General features: G+C 60.6%; 29 protein-coding genes. 2 read left to right on the top strand and 27 right to left on the bottom strand.

From position 1 onward, the window contains the following. Window positions 1-38: 38 nt before the first annotated feature. Window positions 39-710, bottom strand: coding sequence for a c-type cytochrome (locus HV773_RS15275; RefSeq protein ID WP_129562990.1), 672 nt, complete (start codon window positions 708-710; stop codon window positions 39-41). Between the two features lie 236 nt (window positions 711-946). Here HV773_RS15275 and yihA point away from each other — a divergent pair, with 236 nt between their 5' ends. Next, window positions 947-1,591, top strand: a complete 645-nt coding sequence (yihA, locus tag HV773_RS15270; protein ID WP_129562991.1) for a ribosome biogenesis GTP-binding protein YihA/YsxC — start codon at window positions 947-949, stop codon at window positions 1,589-1,591. A 329-nt stretch (window positions 1,592-1,920) separates the two neighbouring features. Next, window positions 1,921-2,919: a porphobilinogen synthase gene (hemB, locus tag HV773_RS15265; RefSeq protein WP_129562992.1), complete on the top strand. Its 999-nt coding sequence runs from the start codon at window positions 1,921-1,923 to the stop codon at window positions 2,917-2,919. A 105-nt stretch (window positions 2,920-3,024) separates the two neighbouring features. Here the strand turns inward: hemB and dsbD are convergent, their stop codons facing one another. From dsbD to rpsS, 26 genes are all read right to left on the bottom strand, one after another. After that, a complete protein-coding gene (dsbD, locus tag HV773_RS15260; protein WP_129562993.1) occupies window positions 3,025-5,007 on the bottom strand; it encodes a protein-disulfide reductase DsbD in 1,983 nt (660 codons plus the stop codon). Further along, window positions 5,000-5,332, bottom strand: a complete 333-nt coding sequence (gene cutA / locus HV773_RS15255) for a divalent-cation tolerance protein CutA (RefSeq protein WP_129562994.1) — start codon at window positions 5,330-5,332, stop codon at window positions 5,000-5,002. The genes dsbD and cutA overlap by 8 nt, the downstream gene beginning before the upstream one ends. 257 nt (window positions 5,333-5,589) lie before the next feature. Continuing rightward, window positions 5,590-5,982, bottom strand: coding sequence for a 50S ribosomal protein L17 (gene rplQ, locus HV773_RS15250; protein WP_027797304.1), 393 nt, complete (start codon window positions 5,980-5,982; stop codon window positions 5,590-5,592). Window positions 5,983-6,119: 137 nt separating this feature from the next. Next, a complete protein-coding gene (locus HV773_RS15245; protein WP_103706956.1) occupies window positions 6,120-7,097 on the bottom strand; it encodes a DNA-directed RNA polymerase subunit alpha in 978 nt (325 codons plus the stop codon). Between the two features lie 124 nt (window positions 7,098-7,221). Further along, entirely contained in the window at window positions 7,222-7,845 is a 624-nt protein-coding gene (gene rpsD, locus HV773_RS15240) for a 30S ribosomal protein S4 (RefSeq protein ID WP_129562995.1), read from the bottom strand. 164 nt (window positions 7,846-8,009) lie between these two features. Further along, window positions 8,010-8,414: a 30S ribosomal protein S11 gene (rpsK, locus tag HV773_RS15235; RefSeq protein ID WP_006052224.1), complete on the bottom strand. Its 405-nt coding sequence runs from the start codon at window positions 8,412-8,414 to the stop codon at window positions 8,010-8,012. A gap of 28 nt (window positions 8,415-8,442) precedes the next feature. Then, window positions 8,443-8,808: a 30S ribosomal protein S13 gene (gene rpsM, locus HV773_RS15230; RefSeq protein WP_035531705.1), complete on the bottom strand. Its 366-nt coding sequence runs from the start codon at window positions 8,806-8,808 to the stop codon at window positions 8,443-8,445. Between the two features lie 35 nt (window positions 8,809-8,843). Beyond that, a complete protein-coding gene (rpmJ, locus tag HV773_RS15225) occupies window positions 8,844-8,960 on the bottom strand; it encodes a 50S ribosomal protein L36 (protein ID WP_027819338.1) in 117 nt (38 codons plus the stop codon). Between the two features lie 20 nt (window positions 8,961-8,980). Further along, a complete protein-coding gene (infA, locus tag HV773_RS15220; RefSeq protein WP_004521905.1) occupies window positions 8,981-9,199 on the bottom strand; it encodes a translation initiation factor IF-1 in 219 nt (72 codons plus the stop codon). A gap of 8 nt (window positions 9,200-9,207) precedes the next feature. Then, window positions 9,208-10,554: a preprotein translocase subunit SecY gene (gene secY, locus HV773_RS15215; protein ID WP_129562996.1), complete on the bottom strand. Its 1,347-nt coding sequence runs from the start codon at window positions 10,552-10,554 to the stop codon at window positions 9,208-9,210. Window positions 10,555-10,613: 59 nt separating this feature from the next. Further along, window positions 10,614-11,048: a 50S ribosomal protein L15 gene (rplO, locus tag HV773_RS15210; protein ID WP_028222618.1), complete on the bottom strand. Its 435-nt coding sequence runs from the start codon at window positions 11,046-11,048 to the stop codon at window positions 10,614-10,616. A gap of 34 nt (window positions 11,049-11,082) precedes the next feature. Further along, window positions 11,083-11,265 (bottom strand): 50S ribosomal protein L30, encoded by a 183-nt coding sequence (rpmD, locus tag HV773_RS15205; protein WP_006400644.1) that lies wholly within the window; start codon window positions 11,263-11,265, stop codon window positions 11,083-11,085. An 11-nt stretch (window positions 11,266-11,276) separates the two neighbouring features. After that, a complete protein-coding gene (gene rpsE / locus HV773_RS15200) occupies window positions 11,277-11,795 on the bottom strand; it encodes a 30S ribosomal protein S5 (protein ID WP_028206522.1) in 519 nt (172 codons plus the stop codon). Window positions 11,796-11,809: 14 nt separating this feature from the next. After that, complete coding sequence (rplR, locus tag HV773_RS15195) at window positions 11,810-12,175, bottom strand: 50S ribosomal protein L18 (RefSeq protein WP_027819343.1); 366 nt, start codon at window positions 12,173-12,175, stop codon at window positions 11,810-11,812. 12 nt (window positions 12,176-12,187) lie between these two features. Further along, window positions 12,188-12,718 (bottom strand): 50S ribosomal protein L6, encoded by a 531-nt coding sequence (gene rplF / locus HV773_RS15190; protein WP_027819344.1) that lies wholly within the window; start codon window positions 12,716-12,718, stop codon window positions 12,188-12,190. Between the two features lie 18 nt (window positions 12,719-12,736). Then, window positions 12,737-13,132 (bottom strand): 30S ribosomal protein S8, encoded by a 396-nt coding sequence (gene rpsH / locus HV773_RS15185; RefSeq protein WP_027819345.1) that lies wholly within the window; start codon window positions 13,130-13,132, stop codon window positions 12,737-12,739. Window positions 13,133-13,146: 14 nt separating this feature from the next. Continuing rightward, window positions 13,147-13,452: a 30S ribosomal protein S14 gene (gene rpsN, locus HV773_RS15180; RefSeq protein ID WP_028222620.1), complete on the bottom strand. Its 306-nt coding sequence runs from the start codon at window positions 13,450-13,452 to the stop codon at window positions 13,147-13,149. Between the two features lie 7 nt (window positions 13,453-13,459). After that, window positions 13,460-13,999: a 50S ribosomal protein L5 gene (gene rplE, locus HV773_RS15175; RefSeq protein WP_129562997.1), complete on the bottom strand. Its 540-nt coding sequence runs from the start codon at window positions 13,997-13,999 to the stop codon at window positions 13,460-13,462. A gap of 16 nt (window positions 14,000-14,015) precedes the next feature. Further along, window positions 14,016-14,324 (bottom strand): 50S ribosomal protein L24, encoded by a 309-nt coding sequence (gene rplX / locus HV773_RS15170; RefSeq protein ID WP_027819348.1) that lies wholly within the window; start codon window positions 14,322-14,324, stop codon window positions 14,016-14,018. A 9-nt stretch (window positions 14,325-14,333) separates the two neighbouring features. Continuing rightward, a complete protein-coding gene (gene rplN, locus HV773_RS15165; RefSeq protein ID WP_028213345.1) occupies window positions 14,334-14,702 on the bottom strand; it encodes a 50S ribosomal protein L14 in 369 nt (122 codons plus the stop codon). 351 nt (window positions 14,703-15,053) lie between these two features. Continuing rightward, a complete protein-coding gene (gene rpsQ / locus HV773_RS15160; protein WP_027797289.1) occupies window positions 15,054-15,326 on the bottom strand; it encodes a 30S ribosomal protein S17 in 273 nt (90 codons plus the stop codon). Continuing rightward, window positions 15,323-15,517 (bottom strand): 50S ribosomal protein L29, encoded by a 195-nt coding sequence (gene rpmC / locus HV773_RS15155; RefSeq protein WP_028228156.1) that lies wholly within the window; start codon window positions 15,515-15,517, stop codon window positions 15,323-15,325. The genes rpsQ and rpmC overlap by 4 nt, the downstream gene beginning before the upstream one ends. A 10-nt stretch (window positions 15,518-15,527) precedes the next feature. Then, entirely contained in the window at window positions 15,528-15,944 is a 417-nt protein-coding gene (gene rplP / locus HV773_RS15150) for a 50S ribosomal protein L16 (protein ID WP_042269753.1), read from the bottom strand. A 2-nt stretch (window positions 15,945-15,946) separates the two neighbouring features. Continuing rightward, on the bottom strand, window positions 15,947-16,729 hold the full coding sequence (rpsC, locus tag HV773_RS15145) for a 30S ribosomal protein S3 (protein WP_129562998.1): 783 nt from the start codon (window positions 16,727-16,729) through the stop codon (window positions 15,947-15,949). A gap of 11 nt (window positions 16,730-16,740) precedes the next feature. Beyond that, the gene (gene rplV, locus HV773_RS15140; RefSeq protein ID WP_004199272.1) at window positions 16,741-17,070 is read right to left on the bottom strand and encodes a 50S ribosomal protein L22; all 330 of its coding nucleotides are present in this window, start codon (window positions 17,068-17,070) and stop codon (window positions 16,741-16,743) included. Between the two features lie 12 nt (window positions 17,071-17,082). Continuing rightward, window positions 17,083-17,358 carry a 30S ribosomal protein S19 gene (gene rpsS / locus HV773_RS15135; RefSeq protein WP_027797286.1) on the bottom strand — a complete coding sequence of 92 codons (276 nt, stop codon included), beginning with the start codon at window positions 17,356-17,358 and terminating at the stop codon, window positions 17,083-17,085. Window positions 17,359-17,361 lie beyond the last annotated feature (3 nt).

Genomic DNA, 17,361 nt, shown 5'->3' with positions numbered 1-17,361 from the left:
TTTTCTTGTTCTTCGACTGCCCGGCCGCGAGGCCGGGATCAATGCAGGCCGGCTGCGTAGTCGGCAACGGCCTTGATCTCGTCGTCCGAGAGACGGTGCGCGATTTCACGCATCGGCTCGTTGTTGTTGCGCGTGCGCTGCTGGAACGCCTGCAACTGCGCGACGATGTATTCCGACCATTGACCCGAGAGCCGTGGGTACTGAACCGGAATGCCCTGCCCCGTAGGTCCGTGGCACCCCGCGCAGGCGGGCACGCCCTTGTCCGCAATACCGGCACGCCAGATCTTCTGGCCGACCGGCACGGTCTTCGCATCGTGCGCGGCGCCGGGCTTGGGCGTCTGCGACGAGAACCAGGCCGCGACGTTGATCATATCCTGATCGTTAAGCGCGCTGGCGAAGCCAACCATAATTGGATTATTACGCGCAGGGGGCTTGCCACCGGGCTGTGGCTTGAAATCCTTGAGCTGCTTGACGAGATACTCGGCGTGCTGGCCGGCGAGTTTGGGATAGGCGCCGCCGCTGCTGTTGCCATCGGCGCCATGACAGGCGGCGCAGACTTGCCCCGCGATAGCCTGCCCCCGGGCTAGATCGGGCTTGGCGGGAGCAGACTCGGCTGCCGTCGCCATCATCGAAACGCTTGCTACGAGACCTGCTGCCGTCGCACCTATCGCAAATTGGAGTACCTTCAAGGACTTGCCCAATCGATTCATTCGCGCACCTTGTTTCGTCTTGTGGGAATCAGGTTCTGCAAATACACGACAGCGACCGATCTACCTCGAAAGCCCCGCGATGGCCCTCCCGGTATTCAGTAAACCGTCGCATTGTACAATAGCGCGCAAGGCGCCACGGCGCCAGTCGGGCCTCCCCCCGATATCTTCAGATCGTTCCCGGCACCTCCGGGCCTGGCGGACCCTCCCGCCTCGCTACTTCACATGTGGTCCTACCGATGGCCTTCCTGCTGCATCAAGCCCGTTTCTTCACGACGGTGAATCATCTGCGCGACCTGCCCGCCACCGCGCGGCCAGAGGTCGCGTTCGCCGGCCGCTCGAACGCAGGCAAATCCACGGCGATCAACCTGCTGTGCAACCAGAAGCGCCTCGCCTTCGCGTCGAAGACCCCGGGCCGCACGCAGCACATCAACTATTTCGACGTGGGCCGCGCCGACGATCCCGCAGGCTATCTGGTCGACTTGCCGGGCTACGGCTACGCCGAAGTGCCGGAAGCCGCGAAGGCGCACTGGGAGCAACTGCTCTCGCTCTATCTGCAAACGCGCGCGCAACTCGCCGGCCTCGTGCTGATGATGGATGCGCGCCGGCCGCTCACCGACCTGGACCGGCGCATGATCGAGTGGTTCGCGCCGACCGGAAAGCCGATCCACGCGCTTCTGACGAAATGCGACAAATTGACACGTCAAGAAAGCGTCCTCGCGCTGCGCACGACGAACAAGGCCTTCGAGGAGTACAGCAAGCAGGGCTATGAAGGGAAGCTGAGTGCGCAACTCTTTTCCGCACTCAAGCGCGTGGGGCTCGACGAGGCGCACGCGGTCATCGAAAGCTGGATCGCGCCCAAGGACGAATCCGGAGAGGCTTAAGGCCGGCGCGCTCGCGCCGCGGCCCCCTCTGGTCCGGCGCTTCACTTGCCAGTTTCAGTGCGTGTATGTGCGCTAGCCCACATATCGGGACGCGCGACGCCGCGTGTCCTCGCCGGCGCACCGGAATCACCTGTTTCGACGGCACATAAAAAAACCCGCCGTAAATGCCGGCGGGCTAAACAGCCTTATCGAAAAACGACAGGCACCCGCTCAGGGAGGAGAAGCGGGGAGTCCGGCGCCAGGCGCCTCGCTCGATCGGTATGATATACCATTGTCCTGAAAAGTTTCCCGCGCGCCCTGGCGCGTCCCGTTTCAAGATATCTGCCGACATGAGCTTCTACCCACATCATCGTCCGCGCCGCATGCGCCGGGACGACTTCTCGCGCCGCCTGATGCGCGAAAACCTCCTCACCACCAACGACCTGATCTACCCCGTGTTCGTGGTCGCAGGCACCAACGTGCGCGAAGCCGTGCCGTCGATGCCCGGCGTCGAGCGCGTCTCGGTCGATTTGCTCATGGGCGTGGCCGAGCAGTGCGTTGAACTGGGCATTCCGGTGCTGTCGCTGTTCCCCGCCGTCGATCCGGCGCTGAAGACGCCGGACGGCATCGAAGCGACCAATCCCGACGGCACGATTCCGCGCGCCGTGCGCGAACTCAAAAAGCGGTTCCCCGATCTGGGCGTGCTCTGCGACGTCGCGCTCGATCCGTACACGAGCCACGGCCAGGACGGCGTGATCGACGAAAACGGCTACGTCATCAACGACGAGACCGTTGAGATCCTCGTCGCGCAGGCGCGCACGCAGGCCGAAGCGGGCGTCGATATCGTCGCGCCTTCGGACATGATGGACGGCCGCATCGGCGCGATCCGCGAGATGCTCGAGAGCGAGAACCACATCCATACGAAGATCATGGCCTATTCGGCCAAATATGCTTCGGCGTTCTATGGACCGTTCCGCGACGCCGTGGGCTCTGCGTCGAATCTGGGCAAGGGCAACAAGATGACCTACCAGATGGACCCGTCGAACTCGGACGAGGCGCTGCGCGAAGTGCGCCTCGACATCGAGGAAGGCGCGGACATGGTGATGGTCAAGCCCGGCATGCCGTATCTCGACATCGTGCGCCGCGTGAAGGACGAGTTCCGCTTCCCGACCTATGTGTACCAGGTGAGCGGCGAATACGCGATGCTCAAGGCCGCTGCACAAAACGGCTGGCTCGACCACGACAAGGTGATGATGGAGTCGCTGCTCGCATTCAAGCGCGCGGGAGCCGACGGCATTCTCACGTACTTCGCGCTCGACGCCGCCCGCCTGTTGCGCGCGCAGAAGTAAGCGCCGCGCGGGTTCGCGCTTGATGCATGAAAAAAGGCACGTCCTGCGACGTGCCTTTTTGTTTGCACAGACGCACGACCCGTCGCGCCAAGCCGTGTGGTGTGCTTAAGACTTGCCCGTGAGCGTCGAAAGCGCCGACGGCACCGATCGCACCGGCTTGACCGAAGGCGCAGGCGATTGCCCCTGCTCCGCCACGCGGTCGAGCCGGGCGAGGAATTTGTCGGCGTTTTCGTAGCCCACCACGCGCAGCACTTCCTGGCCGCTTGCGTCGAAGAAGATGATGCCCGGCGGGCCGAACAGGCCAAAGCGCTTGAGCAGCGCCTGATCGTCCGGGCTATTGGCCGTCACGTCGGCGCGCAGCAGACCGAGTTGCGCGAGGCGTGACTGCACCCGCGGATCGCTGAACGTGAGGTTTTCCATCTCTTTGCAGCTCACGCACCAGTCAGCGTAGAAGTCGAGCATCGAGGGCTTGCCCGCCGTCTTGAGCATCGCGTCGAGTTGCGCCGACGAGCGCACCGGCGCGAAGGCCAGCGCATCGGCTTCGGCCGTGCTGGCCTGCGCCGTGCCGTTGCCCGTCGCGCCACCCGCGCGTGCGGCCAGCACGGAGAGCGGACGCAGCGGATCGGCCGAGCCCGCCGCAAGACCGACGATGAGCGTCGCGGCCCAAATCGCGAACGCCGCGCCAACGCCGCGCCCAAGACGTCGCCAGACGTTAGCGGCGCCCGCGTTCGGCGTAAAGAGCCCAAGCGCGGCGGCGGCGAGCAGAAGCCAGAGCGCGGCCAGCAACATTTGCGCGCTGGCGCCCAGCACCGGCCATACGATCCACAGCGCGGCCGCGAGCAGCGCGATGCCGAAGAAGACCTTCACGCCGTCCATCCACGTGCCCGCGCGCGGCAGCAGCGTACCCGCGCCGAGCCCGATGATCATGAGCGGGACGCCAAGGCCAAGGCCCATCGCGAAAAGCGCAGCGCCGCCGAGCACGGCGTTGCCGGTGTGCGCGATGAACGCAAGCACCGCGAAAAGCGGCGCGGTCATGCAGGCGCCCACTACCAGCGCGGACAGCGCGCCCATCACGGCAACAGCCACGAATTTGCCACCCGAGCGGCCCTGTGACGCGCGCGACGCGCCATCCTGCCAGCGCTGCGGCAGTGCGAGGTCGTAGCCGGCGATCAGCATGAGCGCAAACGCGGTAAGCAGCCCAGCAAACACACCGAGCACCCAAGGGTTCTGCAGCCACGCGCCGAGGCTCTGCCCGACCAGCGCGGCGGCAATGCCGAGCACGGTATAGACCAGTGCCATACCGAGCACATAGACGAACGACAACGCGAAACCGCGGGTACGAGTGACCTGCGCGCCCTCACCCACGATGATGGCCGAGAGAATCGGAATCATCGGATACGAGCAGGGCAGCAGGCTCAGCACGATGCCCGCGAGAAAGTACAAACCAACCACGCCGAAAAAACCGCCGCCTTGTAGCAGCGATTGCGCGTAATCCGCGCTCGTCGCGCGCTCGTACCACGGCTGCTGCGCGTTATCCGTCGATGTCGAAGGCGTGGCCAAAGTAGCAGCCGCGCCGTCGCCCGCTGCGCTTTGACCACCCGCAGCGGCCTGAAGCGCCGCGCCGCTCACGTGATAGACATGCTTCGCCGGCGGATAGCAGATACCCGCGTCCGCGCATCCCTGCGAGGTCACCGCAAGATCGAATGCCCCGTTTGCCTGCTTCACGGGCACGCGGATCGTCAGCTCCTTGCGGTACGTCTCGACGTTCTTGTTGAACGTAGTATCGAACTTCACATGTCCGGGAGGAATCTGCACATCACCGAGCGTGGCCGTACCGTTGCGCGTCGCAAATGCAAAGCGCTCGCGATACATGTAATAGCCATCGGCAATCTTGAAGTGAACGTCGACGACGCCCGGCTCCTCGCTCGCACTGAACGTGAAGGCCTGATCTGGCGGCAGGAAATCGTCGTCAGCACGGGCGGTGGCTGCACCGAACAGCAACGGCAGCAGGCAGCCAATAAGTGCGAGAAAAGCCAGAAACGAGGTGTACGGCGCGGCACGCAAGCGCCGATCGAAACGCTTAAACATGAATGGGACGCTGTGTCTCGGCATTGACCCATTGGCCATAGGCGTTCGACGCCGTGACCTGCCACGAGAGAATTTCGGGCGTGTCGTAAGGATGCTGGGTCTGGATGAACTGTTCGAGCTCGGCCGCGCGCGCGAGACTCGTCTTGAAAAGCAGTTGGACCTCGTCGCTGGACTCGATCCTGCCCTGCCAGTGATACTGCGAATGGACCGGGCCAAGCCGCGTCACACAGGCCGCGAGATGGGCTTCGAGCGCCGTTGACGACAGCTTTTCGGCAGCGTCCTCGTCGGGCAGGGTGGTCAACATCAGGATTACATTGAGGGTCACGACAAGCTCCGTCACGGTGCCCCGCCCCACGGCGCGAGAGCCGACGGCGCCTAAGGCAGAGCGTAATCGTACCACCGGCATCGATTGGCTTCGCTCATGCGCCATCGGCATGCGGAGCAACGGCACAGCGGTGACAGATAGCAAACGCGCGCGCGCGCCGTTTAATCCGTCGCCGAAAACAAAAAAGCCAGGCTAGGCCTGGCTTTTTTGCGCGCCGCTCAATCCGCAATTTACAACTGCGTCAAGCGACCGAAAGCTTATTCCGCTTCCTGGACGTTCTCTTCCGCGACTTCCGGACGGTCGAGCAGTTCGACCAGAGCCATCGGTGCGTTGTCGCCAACACGGAAACCGAACTTCAGGATGCGCAGGTAGCCGCCCGGACGGTTCGCGAAACGCGGACCGAGCACGTCGAACAGCTTCGTGACCGAGTCACGATCGCGCAGGCGGTTGAACGCCAGACGACGGTTTGCGAGCGACGGCTTCTTGCCCAGCGTGATGAGGGGCTCGACAACCTTACGGAGTTCCTTCGCCTTCGGCAGCGTCGTCTTGATGACTTCGTGCTCGATGAGCGAATTGGACATGTTACGGAGCATTGCCAGACGGTGGCTGCTCGTGCGGTTCAGTTTCCGCAGACCATGACGGTGACGCATTTCAATTTCCTTGAAACAAAGTTTTGGTCCAGCTCTTCTATCGCCTTCCCATGAAGGCACGGGCCGGTAGGTGAAAAAGGCAAGACGCGGATTTTAAAGGAAAATCCGCGTCCGTGCCACATTACTTACTTGTCGACTTATTTGTCCAACCCGGCCGGCGGCCAGTTTTCGAGCTTCATGCCGAGCGTGAGACCGCGCGAAGCGAGCACTTCCTTGATCTCGTTGAGCGACTTGCGACCCAGGTTCGGGGTCTTGAGCAGCTCGTTCTCGGTGCGCTGGATCAGGTCGCCGATGTAGTAGATGTTCTCGGCCTTCAGGCAGTTCGCCGAGCGAACCGTGAGTTCGAGATCGTCCACCGGACGCAGCAGGATCGGATCGATCTGCGGCGCGCGCGACGGTGCTTCCGCCGCCGTTTCGGTGCCTTCCAGTGCAGCGAACACCGACAGCTGATCCACGAGGATGCGCGCCGACTGGCGGATCGCTTCCTCAGGCGAGATCACGCCGTTGGTTTCGATGTTCATCACGAGCTTGTCGAGGTCGGTACGCTGTTCGACACGCGCGCTTTCCACGGCGTAGCTCACGCGGCGAACCGGCGAGAACGACGCGTCCAGCACGATGCGGCCGATGATCTTGGCCGAATCGTCGCCGTAACGGCGCACATTGCCCGGCACGTAGCCACGGCCCTTCTCGATCTTGATCTGCACGTCGAGCTTGCCGCCCTTCGTCAGATGCGCAACGACGTGTTCCGGGTTGATGACTTCGCAGTCGTGCGAGAGTTCGATGTCGCCAGCGGTGACAACGCCTTCGCCTTCCTTGCGCAGCGTAACCGTCACTTCGTCACGGTTATGCAGCTTGAAGACCACGCCCTTCAGGTTCAACAGCAGGTTGACCACATCCTCTTGCACACCGTCGAGCGTCGAGTATTCGTGCACGACGCCTGCGATCGTCACTTCGGTCGGCGCGTAGCCAACCATCGACGACAGCAGAACGCGCCGAAGCGCGTTACCCAAGGTATGGCCATAACCGCGTTCGAACGGCTCCATGACCACTTTCGCGTGGTTGTCGCCGAGCGATTCCACAGCGATGATCTTGGGTTTCAACAAACTGGTTTGCATAGGTTTTCCTTTTCAATACCCTCGGCTCGTTACACCGATAAGGCTGAGATGGCCACAACCTGAAAAAAACAGCCGAGGCCACCTCCTGCGCGAAGCACAGAGGCTACCCCGGCCGTCAATTCGATTAACGCGAATACAATTCGACGATCAGGCTTTCGTTGATGTCGCCAGCGATGTCGCTGCGCTCAGGCATGCCCTTGAACGTGCCTTCGAACTTCTTCGCGTCGACCGACACCCAACCTGCCATGCCGCCTTGCTCAGCGAGCGACAGGGCTTCGACGATACGCGCCTGCTTCTTCGCCTTTTCGCGAATTGCAACGATGTCGCCTGCCTTCACTTGCATCGACGGGATGTTCGCGACGACGCCGTTCAGCGTGAGAGCCTTGTGGCTCACGAGCTGACGCGCTTCAGCGCGGGTCGATGCGAAGCCCATGCGGTACACGACGTTGTCGAGACGCGACTCGAGCAGTTGCAGCAGGTTTTCGCCGGTGTTGCCCTTGCGACGATCCGCTTCCGCGAAGTAGCGGCGGAACTGGCGCTCGAGCACGCCGTAGATGCGCTTCACTTTTTGCTTTTCGCGAAGCTGCGTACCGTAGTCGGACGTGCGGGCGCCCGAGGTGCGGCCGTGCTGACCCGGCTTGCTGTCGAGCTTGCACTTGTCGGCGAGCGAGCGGCGTGCGCTCTTCAGGAAGAGGTCGGTGCCTTCACGGCGGGACAGCTTGGCCTTCGGGCCGATATAACGTGCCACGTTGCTTTCCTTCGATAATTGATCACGCAAAACCTGAATGGGCGAACCCGCGGTTTCACGCTAGTCCGGCTCTTTGAACCGAACGGTGGGCTTAGTCAATTCAATAACGCCGAGAGCCTGGGTCGCCGTTTCCGGCGGCTCAGGCATTCGGCTTAAGCGACGCCTTAGATACGGCGGCGCTTCGGCGGACGGCAGCCGTTGTGCGGGACCGGCGTCACGTCGGAGATCGCGGTGATCTTGATGCCAAGACCATGCAGCGCGCGCACCGCCGATTCGCGGCCAGGACCGGGGCCCTTGATACGCACTTCGAGGTTCTTGACGCCGTATTCCATTGCGACACGGCCAGCCGACTCAGCTGCGACCTGAGCTGCGAAGGGGGTCGACTTACGCGAACCCTTGAAGCCCTGACCGCCCGAGGTTGCCCAGGCAAGCGCGTTGCCTTGACGATCGGTGATCGTGATGATGGTGTTGTTGAACGACGCGTGAACGTGAACCACGCCCTCGGCGACGTTCTTCTTGACCTTCTTGCGAACGCGTTGCGCCGCGGAGTTGTTCGAAGCCTTAGCCATTACGTTTTCCTGTAACTGTCAGTTCCGCTTACTTCTTCAGCGACTGTGCTGCGCGGCGCGGACCCTTGCGCGTACGTGCGTTGGTGCGCGTGCGCTGGCCACGCAGGGGCAGGCCCTTGCGATGGCGCACGCCGCGGTAGCAGCCGAGGTCCATCAGGCGCTTGATGTTCATCGTCACTTCACGGCGCAGATCGCCTTCGACGACAAACTTGCCCACTTCCTCACGCAGCTTTTCGAGATCCGCGTCGTCCAGGTCCTTGACCTTCTTGTTGAACGGCACACCCGCGGCAACGCAGATGTTGCGCGAACGCGTGCGGCCAACACCGAAAATTGCCGTCAGGCCGATTTCAGTGTGCTGGTGGTTCGGGATGTTAACCCCTGCAATACGAGCCATTGTTTTTCCTCAAACAAAAAGCGCAAGCGCGCTAATCAGCCTTGACGCTGCTTGTGGCGCGGGTCCGAGCTGCAGATCACGCGAACGACGCCGTTGCGCTTGATGATTTTGCAGTTGCGGCAAATGCGCTTTACCGATGCCATCACTTTCATGATATTACCCTTTTTCTAAATCACTTCGCCCGGAACACGATCCGCGCACGCGACAGATCGTAAGGCGTCAACTCTACCGTCACCTTGTCGCCCGGGAGAATGCGGATGTAGTGCATCCGCATTTTTCCGGAAATATGCCCGAGAACGACATGGCCGTTTTCCAGCTTCACCCGGAAGGTTGCGTTGGGGAGGTTTTCGATCACCTCACCCTGCATCTGGATTACATCGTCTTTGGCCATAGGTCCTTTCAACGCATCGGGACGCCGCCGCCCTTGAAGTTGGCCTTCTTGAGCAGCGATTCATATTGTTGCGACATCACGTACGACTGCACCTGCGCCATGAAGTCCATTGTGACGACGACAATGATCAGCAGCGACGTACCACCAAAATAAAACGGCACATTCCAGCGCAGCACCAGAAACTCGGGCAGCAGGCAAACGAACACGATATAGATCGCACCGGCCAGCGTCAGACGCGTGAGGATGCGGTCGATATAGCGAGCCGTCTGATCGCCCGGGCGGATGCCAGGTACGAACGCGCCACTCTTTTTCAGGTTGTCAGCCGTTTCCCTGCTGTTGAACACCAAAGCGGTGTAGAAGAAGCAGAAGAAAACGATCGCCAACGCGTACAGCAACACGTACACAGGCTGGCCCGGCTTGAGAGCTTCGGCCACGTTGTGCAGCGTGTCCGCGAACCAGCCGGTCCGCGACCCCGAACTGAACCAGTTCAGGATGGTTGCCGGGAACAAGATGATCGACGATGCGAAGATCGGCGGAATCACGCCCGACATGTTCAGCTTGAGCGGCAGGTGCGACGACTGCCCACCGTAAATCTTGTTGCCAACCTGACGCTTCGCATAGTTCACGAGGATCTTGCGCTGGCCGCGTTCGATGAACACCACCAGGTACGTCACGGCTGCGATCAGCACCACGATGATGATCGCCGAGATGGGACCCATCGAGCCGGTGCGAACCAGTTCGAAGAGACCACCAATCGCATTCGGGAAACCCGCTGCGATCCCGCCGAAGATGATGATCGAAATGCCGTTGCCAAGCCCGCGTTCCGTGATCTGCTCACCAAGCCACATCAAGAACATCGTGCCCGTCACCAGCGTCACCACCGTCGTCAGGCGGAACACCATGCCCGGATCGATCACGAGGCCAGGCTGATTTTCCAGCGCGACCGCGATGCCGAAAGCCTGAAAGGTTGCCAGCACCACCGTGAAGACCCGCGTGTACTGCGTGATCTTGCGTTGTCCAGCCTGCCCTTCCTTCTTCAGCGCCTCGAGCTGCGGCGAGACGATCGCCATCAGCTGCAAGATGATCGACGCCGAGATATACGGCATCACACCCAGCGCGAAGATCGTGAAGCGAGACAGCGCGCCACCCGAGAACATGTTGAACATGCCCAGGATGCCGCCTGACTGGCTCTGGAAGAGCTTCGCCAGTTGGTCCGGGTCGATACCGGGAACCGGAATGTGCGCTCCGATGCGATAAACGACCAACGCCAGCAGCAAGAACATTGCACGCCGGCGCAGGTCGCCGAACTTTGGAGCGCTGCGACCGGTTTTTGCGAGACTCGGGCTGTTAGCCAAGTAGCTTCTCCGATGCAGATGTTAGTGACGGCGGGCAAGCCCGCACGCACCACCCACAATCACTCGGCAAAAGAACCGCCTGCTGCTTCGATCGCAGCACGCGCATTCTTCGTCGCACCCAGGCCCTTGACCACGACCTTGCGCTTGATCTCGCCAGTAGCGATGATCTTTGCGCTGCGGGTCATTTCGCCAACGAGGCCTGCCTGCTTGAGAGCCAGCAGATCGATTTCGTCGACCGGCAGCTTCTCGATGTCCGCGAGGCGCACTTCACCAACGAATTCCTTCGTCAGCGAGGTGAAGCCACGCTTGGGCAGACGACGCTGCAGCGGCATTTGGCCGCCTTCGAAGCCGACTTTGTGGAAGCCGCCCGAACGCGATTTCTGACCCTTGTGACCACGGCCAGCGGTCTTGCCGAGGCCAGAGCCGATGCCGCGACCGACGCGACGCTTTGCGTGCTTCGCGCCTTCTGCCGGCTTCAGGTTATTCAATTCCATTTTCAACTCCTGGAGTCTTTTGGTCCGAGTGCGCTTAAGCGATGACCTTGACGAGGTACGAGACCTTGTTGATCATGCCGCGCACTGCCGGCGTGTCCTGCAGCTCGGAAACCGAGTTCAGGCGACGCAGGCCGAGACCGCGCACGGTGGCACGGTGCGATTCGCGGGTCCCAATCAGGCTCTTGACGAGCTGAACCTTGACAGTTTTTTCAGACATGGTTCCCACCCTTAGCCCAGAATGTCTTCGACGGACTTGCCGCGCTTCGCCGCGATGTCGGCCGGGGTCGACTGCTTGCGCAGACCGTCCAGCGTTGCACGAACGAGGTTGTACGGATTCGTCGAACCGTGGCTCTTGGCCACGACGTTCTGCACGCCCATCACGTCGAACACTGCGCGCATCGGGCCGCCGGCGATCACGCCCGTACCTGCCTTCGCCGGGGCGAGGAGGACGACCGATGCGCCATGCTTGCCGTGCACTTCGTGTTGCAGGGTGCCGTTCTTCAGGGGCACCTTGAACATGTTGCGACGCGCTTGTTCCATCGCCTTCTGGACAGCAACGGGCACTTCCTTCGACTTGCCCTTGCCCATACCGACGCGGCCATCACCATCGCCAACCACGGTCAGTGCGGCGAAGCCGAGAATACGGCCACCCTTCACGACCTTGGTCACGCGGTTGACCGAAATCATTTTTTCGCGAAGGCCGTCGTCGCGTTCGTCAGCCTGAACTTTCGCTTGCATCTTTGCCATGACGAATTCCTTCCTTAGAACTTGAGCCCGGCTTCGCGCGCAGCATCAGCCAGCGCCTTGACGCGGCCGTGATAGCGGAAACCCGAGCGGTCAAAGGCGACGGATTCGATGCCGGCGGCCTTAGCCTTTTCTGCAATACGCTTGCCGATCAGCGAGGCAGCGGCGACGTTGCCGCCCTTGCCCGACTGGTCAGCCAGTTGCGCACGCACTTCGGCTTCAAGCGTCGATGCGCTGGCCAGCACCTTGGTGCCGCAGGGCGAGAACACTTGCGCATAAATGTGCGTGTTCGTGCGATGCACGGCCAGACGCGCGACCTGCAGCTCAGCGATCTTGAGACGCGTCTGACGAGCGCGGCGCAGGCGAGATTGAGTCTTATCCATGATTGCGCACCCTTACTTCTTCTTCGTTTCTTTGAGGATCACAACCTCGTTGGCGTAACGCACACCCTTGCCCTTGTAGGGCTCCGGCGGGCGATAACCGCGCACTTCGGCAGCGGTCTGGCCAACTTTCTGCTTGTCGATCCCCTTGATCACGATTTCCGTTTGCGACGGGGTTTCAGCCTTGACGCCTTCGGGCATCTGGTGCACCACGGGGTGCGAGAAACCCAGCGACAGGTTCAGCTTGTCGCCTTGCGCTTGAGCACGGTAACCGACGCCAACCAGCGTCAGCTTGCGCTCGAAACCCTTCGTCACGCCTTGCACCATGTTCGCGACGATCGCGCGCATCGTGCCCGACATCGCATTGGCTTCGCGGCTGTCGTCCGTCGGCTCAAACTTGAGCACGCCGTCTTCGTTCACCACCTTCACGAGGCGGTTCGCAGCTTGCGAAATCGTACCCAGCGCGCCCTTGACGGTAATCTTCTCGTCGCTGAGCGTCGCTTCTGCGCCTTGCAGCGCGACCGGGCTCTTACCTACTCGAGACATGTTTCTTCTCCTTAGGTCTTAAGCGACGTAGCAGATAACTTCGCCGCCGACGCCAGTAGCGCGCGCCTTGCGGTCCGTCATCACACCCTTGGGCGTCGACACGATCGCAACGCCCAGGCCATTCATGACCTGCGGGATGTCGTTGCGGCCGCGGTACACGCGCAGGCCCGGCTTCGAAACGCGTTCGATGCGCTCGATAACGGGACGGCCAGCGTAGTACTTCAACGCGATGTTCAATTCCGACTTCGCACCTTCGGTCTTCACCGCGAAGTCGTCGATATAACCTTCGTCCTTCAGAACCTGCGCAATGGCAATCTTCACTTTCGACGAGGGCATAGCAACCGAAACCTTCTCGACCATCTGCGCATTGCGGATGCGAGTCAGCATATCGGCGATAGGATCACTCATGCTCATTTATGTTTCTCCTATTACCAGCTCGCCTTGGTGATGCCAGGGATCTCACCACGGAACGCGATTTCACGAATCTTGTTACGTGCGAGACCGAATTTGCGGAACGTACCACGCGGACGACCCGTGATCGCACAGCGGTTACGCTTGCGGGTGGGGTTCGAGTTGCGCGGCAGTTGTTGCAGTTCGAGGCGAGCTGCGTAACGCTCTTCTTCCGACTTGCCTTGGTCGTCGATGATCGCCTTCAGCGCTGCGCGCTTCGGCGCGAACTTCGCTGCCAGACGAGCGCGCTTCTTTTCACGTTCAATCAGTGCCAGTTTAGCCACGGTAACCTCAGTTTCTGAACGGGAACTTGAAGCCGGCGAGCAGTGCCTTTGCTTCTTCGTCGGTCTTCGCGGTCGTCGTGATGCTGATGTTCAGCCCACGCAGCGCGTCGATCTTGTCGTAGTCGATTTCGGGGAAAATGATCTGCTCTTTCACACCGATGTTGTAGTTACCACGGCCGTCGAACGCCTTGCCCGACACGCCACGGAAGTCGCGCACGCGGGGCAGCGCAACCGTCACGAAACGGTCCAGGAATTCGTACATTGCCTGGCCACGCAGCGTGACCATCGTGCCGATCGGGTAACCTTCGCGGATCTTGAAGCCGGCGATTGCCTTGCGCGACTTCGTCACGACAGGCTTCTGGCCGGCGATCTTCGTGAGGTCGCCAATGGCGTGCTCGAGGACCTTCTTGTCAGCGACGGCTTCACCAACACCCATGTTCAGGGTGATCTTGGTGAGGCGCGGCACTTCCATGACCGACTTGTAACCGAACTTCTCGATCAGGCCGGGAACGACCTTCTCTTTATAAAATTCTTGCAAACGTGCCATTTTTTACTCCGCAGCGTCAGGCGCTCAGGACAGCACCGGTCGTCTTCAGGAAACGAACCTTCTTGTCCCCTTCGACCTTGATGCCCACGCGCGACGGCTTGCCGTTCGCGTCGACCAATGCGACGTTCGAGATAGCCAGCGGCATTGCCTTGGCTTCCACGCCACCCGTCGTACCCTTCATGGGGTTCGGCTTCACATGCTTTTTAGCAATGTTGATGCCTTCGACAGTCACGCGCTCTTCGCCGATGGCCACCACAACACCGCGCTTGCCCTTGTCTTTGCCGGTAACGACGATAACTTCGTCACCCTTGCGAATCTTGTTCATCGCGACTCCTTACAGCACTTCCGGCGCCAGCGAAACGATCTTCATGAATCGTTCGCTACGCAGCTCACGCGTAACCGGCCCGAAAATGCGGGTGCCGATCGGCTCAAGCTTGGTATTCAAAAGCACGGCGGCGTTGCCATCGAACTTGATCAGCGAGCCGTCTTGACGGCGCACGCCCTTGGCGGTGCGAACTACAACAGCGTTGTAGATTTCGCCCTTTTTCACGCGCCCGCGCGGCGTTGCTTCCTTGACGCTCACCTTGATGATGTCGCCAATGCTGGCATAACGACGCTTCGAGCCGCCGAGCACCTTGATGCACATGACTTCACGCGCACCCGTGTTGTCGGCTACTTCAAGCCGAGTTTCGGTCTGGATCATGGTTTATCTTTCCCAACTTAATCCGGTTGCACCACCATGGCACATCCGGTCAGTCTTGGTCCCGTCAGCCGCGCCGCCACTAGAACGACCGCTCAGCTGCTTGGGTTAGAACAGCAGCGACGGCAAACGAAACCGGCCATCGCATTCCGGTGAATCTTGCAGATCCGGACTGGCGCCCGAACCACCTCCCCCACTACTTTGCCCGCTGCTTTGCCAACAACGAGCCTCATAAAGAGGGAAGACCAAGACTATAACTCGATAATCTTGGTCTCGCAAGCGAAATCTTTAGCGATTTCAACAACTTCTCTACCCCGGGGAGGCCCCGGGGTACTGCATCATCTGAAACGGCTCTTAGATGACGCGTGCTGCTTCGATCAGCTTCGACACGGTCCAAGCCTTCGTCTTCGAAATCGGACGAGTTTCCTGGATTTCAACGAGGTCACCCTCGTTGTACGTGTTCGATTCGTCGTGAGCGTGGTACTTCTTCGACTGCACAACGTACTTGCCGTAGATCGGGTGCTTGACGCGGCGCTCGACCAAGACGGTGACCGTCTTGTCCATCTTGTTGCTGACGACCTTGCCGACCAGCGTCCGCTTAAGCGAGGTTTTCACGCTTTCGTTCATTTCTGGTTCGCCTTCTCAGTCAGGACGGTCCGCACACGTGCGATGTCGCGACGAACCTTCTTCAGCTGGCTCGTGTTCGTGAGCTGCTGGGTCGCGAGTTGCATGCGCAGGCCGAATTGCGCCTTCAAGAGGTCCGACAGCTCTTGGTTGAGCGCGGCCTTGTCTTTCTGGTGAAGTTCAGAAGCCTTCATCATTCACTCCTTAGGCGCCGAGTTGGCGAACCATGAAGACCGTCTTCAGCGGCAGCTTGGCTGCAGCCAGACGGAAGGCTTCACGGGCCAGTTCTTCGGACACACCATCCATTTCGTACAGCATCTTGCCCGGCTGGATCTCAGCGACGTAGTACTCAGGGTTACCCTTACCGTTACCCATACGCACTTCCGCCGGCTTTTGCGAAATCGGCTTGTCCGGGAAGATACGGATCCAGATGCGGCCGCCACGCTTGATGTGACGCGTCATTGCACGACGCGCCGCTTCAATCTGACGCGCGGTCAGGCGACCACGACCGATAGCCTTCAGACCGTATTCACCGAACGAAACCGCGTTGCCGCGCGTTGCGATACCGGTGTTACGACCCTTCTGCTCTTTGCGATACTTCCTGCGTTTCGGTTGCAGCATCGTTATTCTCCACTCTTGCCGTCGCCGCGACGCGGTGCGCCACGACGGGCACCCGGTGCGCCTTCACCATCACGGCGCGGACGACGATCGCCCGGACGCGCATTGCGGCGCGGACGCTTTTCTTCGGCGACTTCTTCCACCACCGGTGCGTCGTTGCGGCCGAGCGTGTCGCCCTTGTAGACCCAAACCTTCACGCCGATGATGCCGTACGTCGTCTTCGCTTCCGAGGTTGCGTAGTCGATGTCAGCACGCAGCGTGTGAAGCGGCACTCGACCTTCGCGGTACCACTCGGTACGTGCGATTTCGATACCGTTCAGACGGCCGGCGCTCATGATCTTGATGCCTTGGGCACCCAGACGCATCGCGTTCTGCATCGCGCGCTTCATTGCGCGACGGAACATGATGCGGCGCTCGAGCTGCTGCGTGATCGAGTCAGCGATCAGTTGAGCATCGGTTTCCGGCTTGCGGATTTCTTCGATGTTCACGTGAACCGGAACGCCCATGCGCTTCTGGAGTTCGGCCTTGAGGAGTTCGATGTCCTCGCCCTTCTTGCCGATCACCACACCCGGACGCGAGCTGTAAATCGTGATGCGAGCGTTCTTAGCCGGACGCTCGATCACAACACGGCCCACCGAAGCGTTCTTCAGCTTCTTCTTCAGGTATTCACGAACACCGATGTCTTCCTTCAACATCGCCGCGAAATTGTTGTTGTTCGCGTACCAACGCGAAGCCCAATTGCGGCTGACGGCCAAACGGAAGCCAGTCGGATGAATTTTCTGTCCCATCGTATGGCTCCTTAATTCCCGACCGTCACAGTGATGTGACAGGATTGCTTCTCGATGCGGTTACCGCGACCCTTTGCGCGTGCGGTGAAACGCTTCAGCGAAGCAGCCTTGTCGACGTAGATGCTCTTGATCTTGAGCTCGTCGATATCGGCGCCTTCGTTGTGTTCCGCGTTTGCGATCGCCGAGAGCACAACCTTTTTCACGATGCCAGCCGCTTTCTTCGGCGAGAACGTCAGAACGTTCAGTGCCTTGTCAACCGGCAGACCGCGGATCTGGTCAGCCACAAGACGCGTCTTCTGCGCCGAGATGCGGGCACCGCGATGAATTGCCTTCACTTCCATCTTGATTGCCCCTTATTTCTTGGCCTTCTTGTCGGCCGCGTGACCCTTGAACGTACGGGTCAGTGCGAACTCGCCAAGCTTGTGGCCGACCATGTTTTCCGTGACATACACCGGAACGTGTTGACGGCCGTTGTGCACGGCGATCGTCAGGCCGATGAAGTCCGGCAGGATCGTCGAACGACGCGACCAGGTCTTGATCGGTTTTTTGTCGCGCGTAGCTGCAGCCGCCTCAACCTTCTTCAGCAAATGGGCGTCGCAGAACGGACCTTTCTTAATAGAACGTGCCATTGC

This window comes from Paraburkholderia caffeinitolerans, assembly GCF_902859945.1.
GTDB classification, from domain to species: Bacteria; Pseudomonadota; Gammaproteobacteria; order Burkholderiales; family Burkholderiaceae; genus Paraburkholderia; species Paraburkholderia caffeinitolerans.
This window is presented reverse-complemented; position numbering and strand designations above follow the sequence as displayed.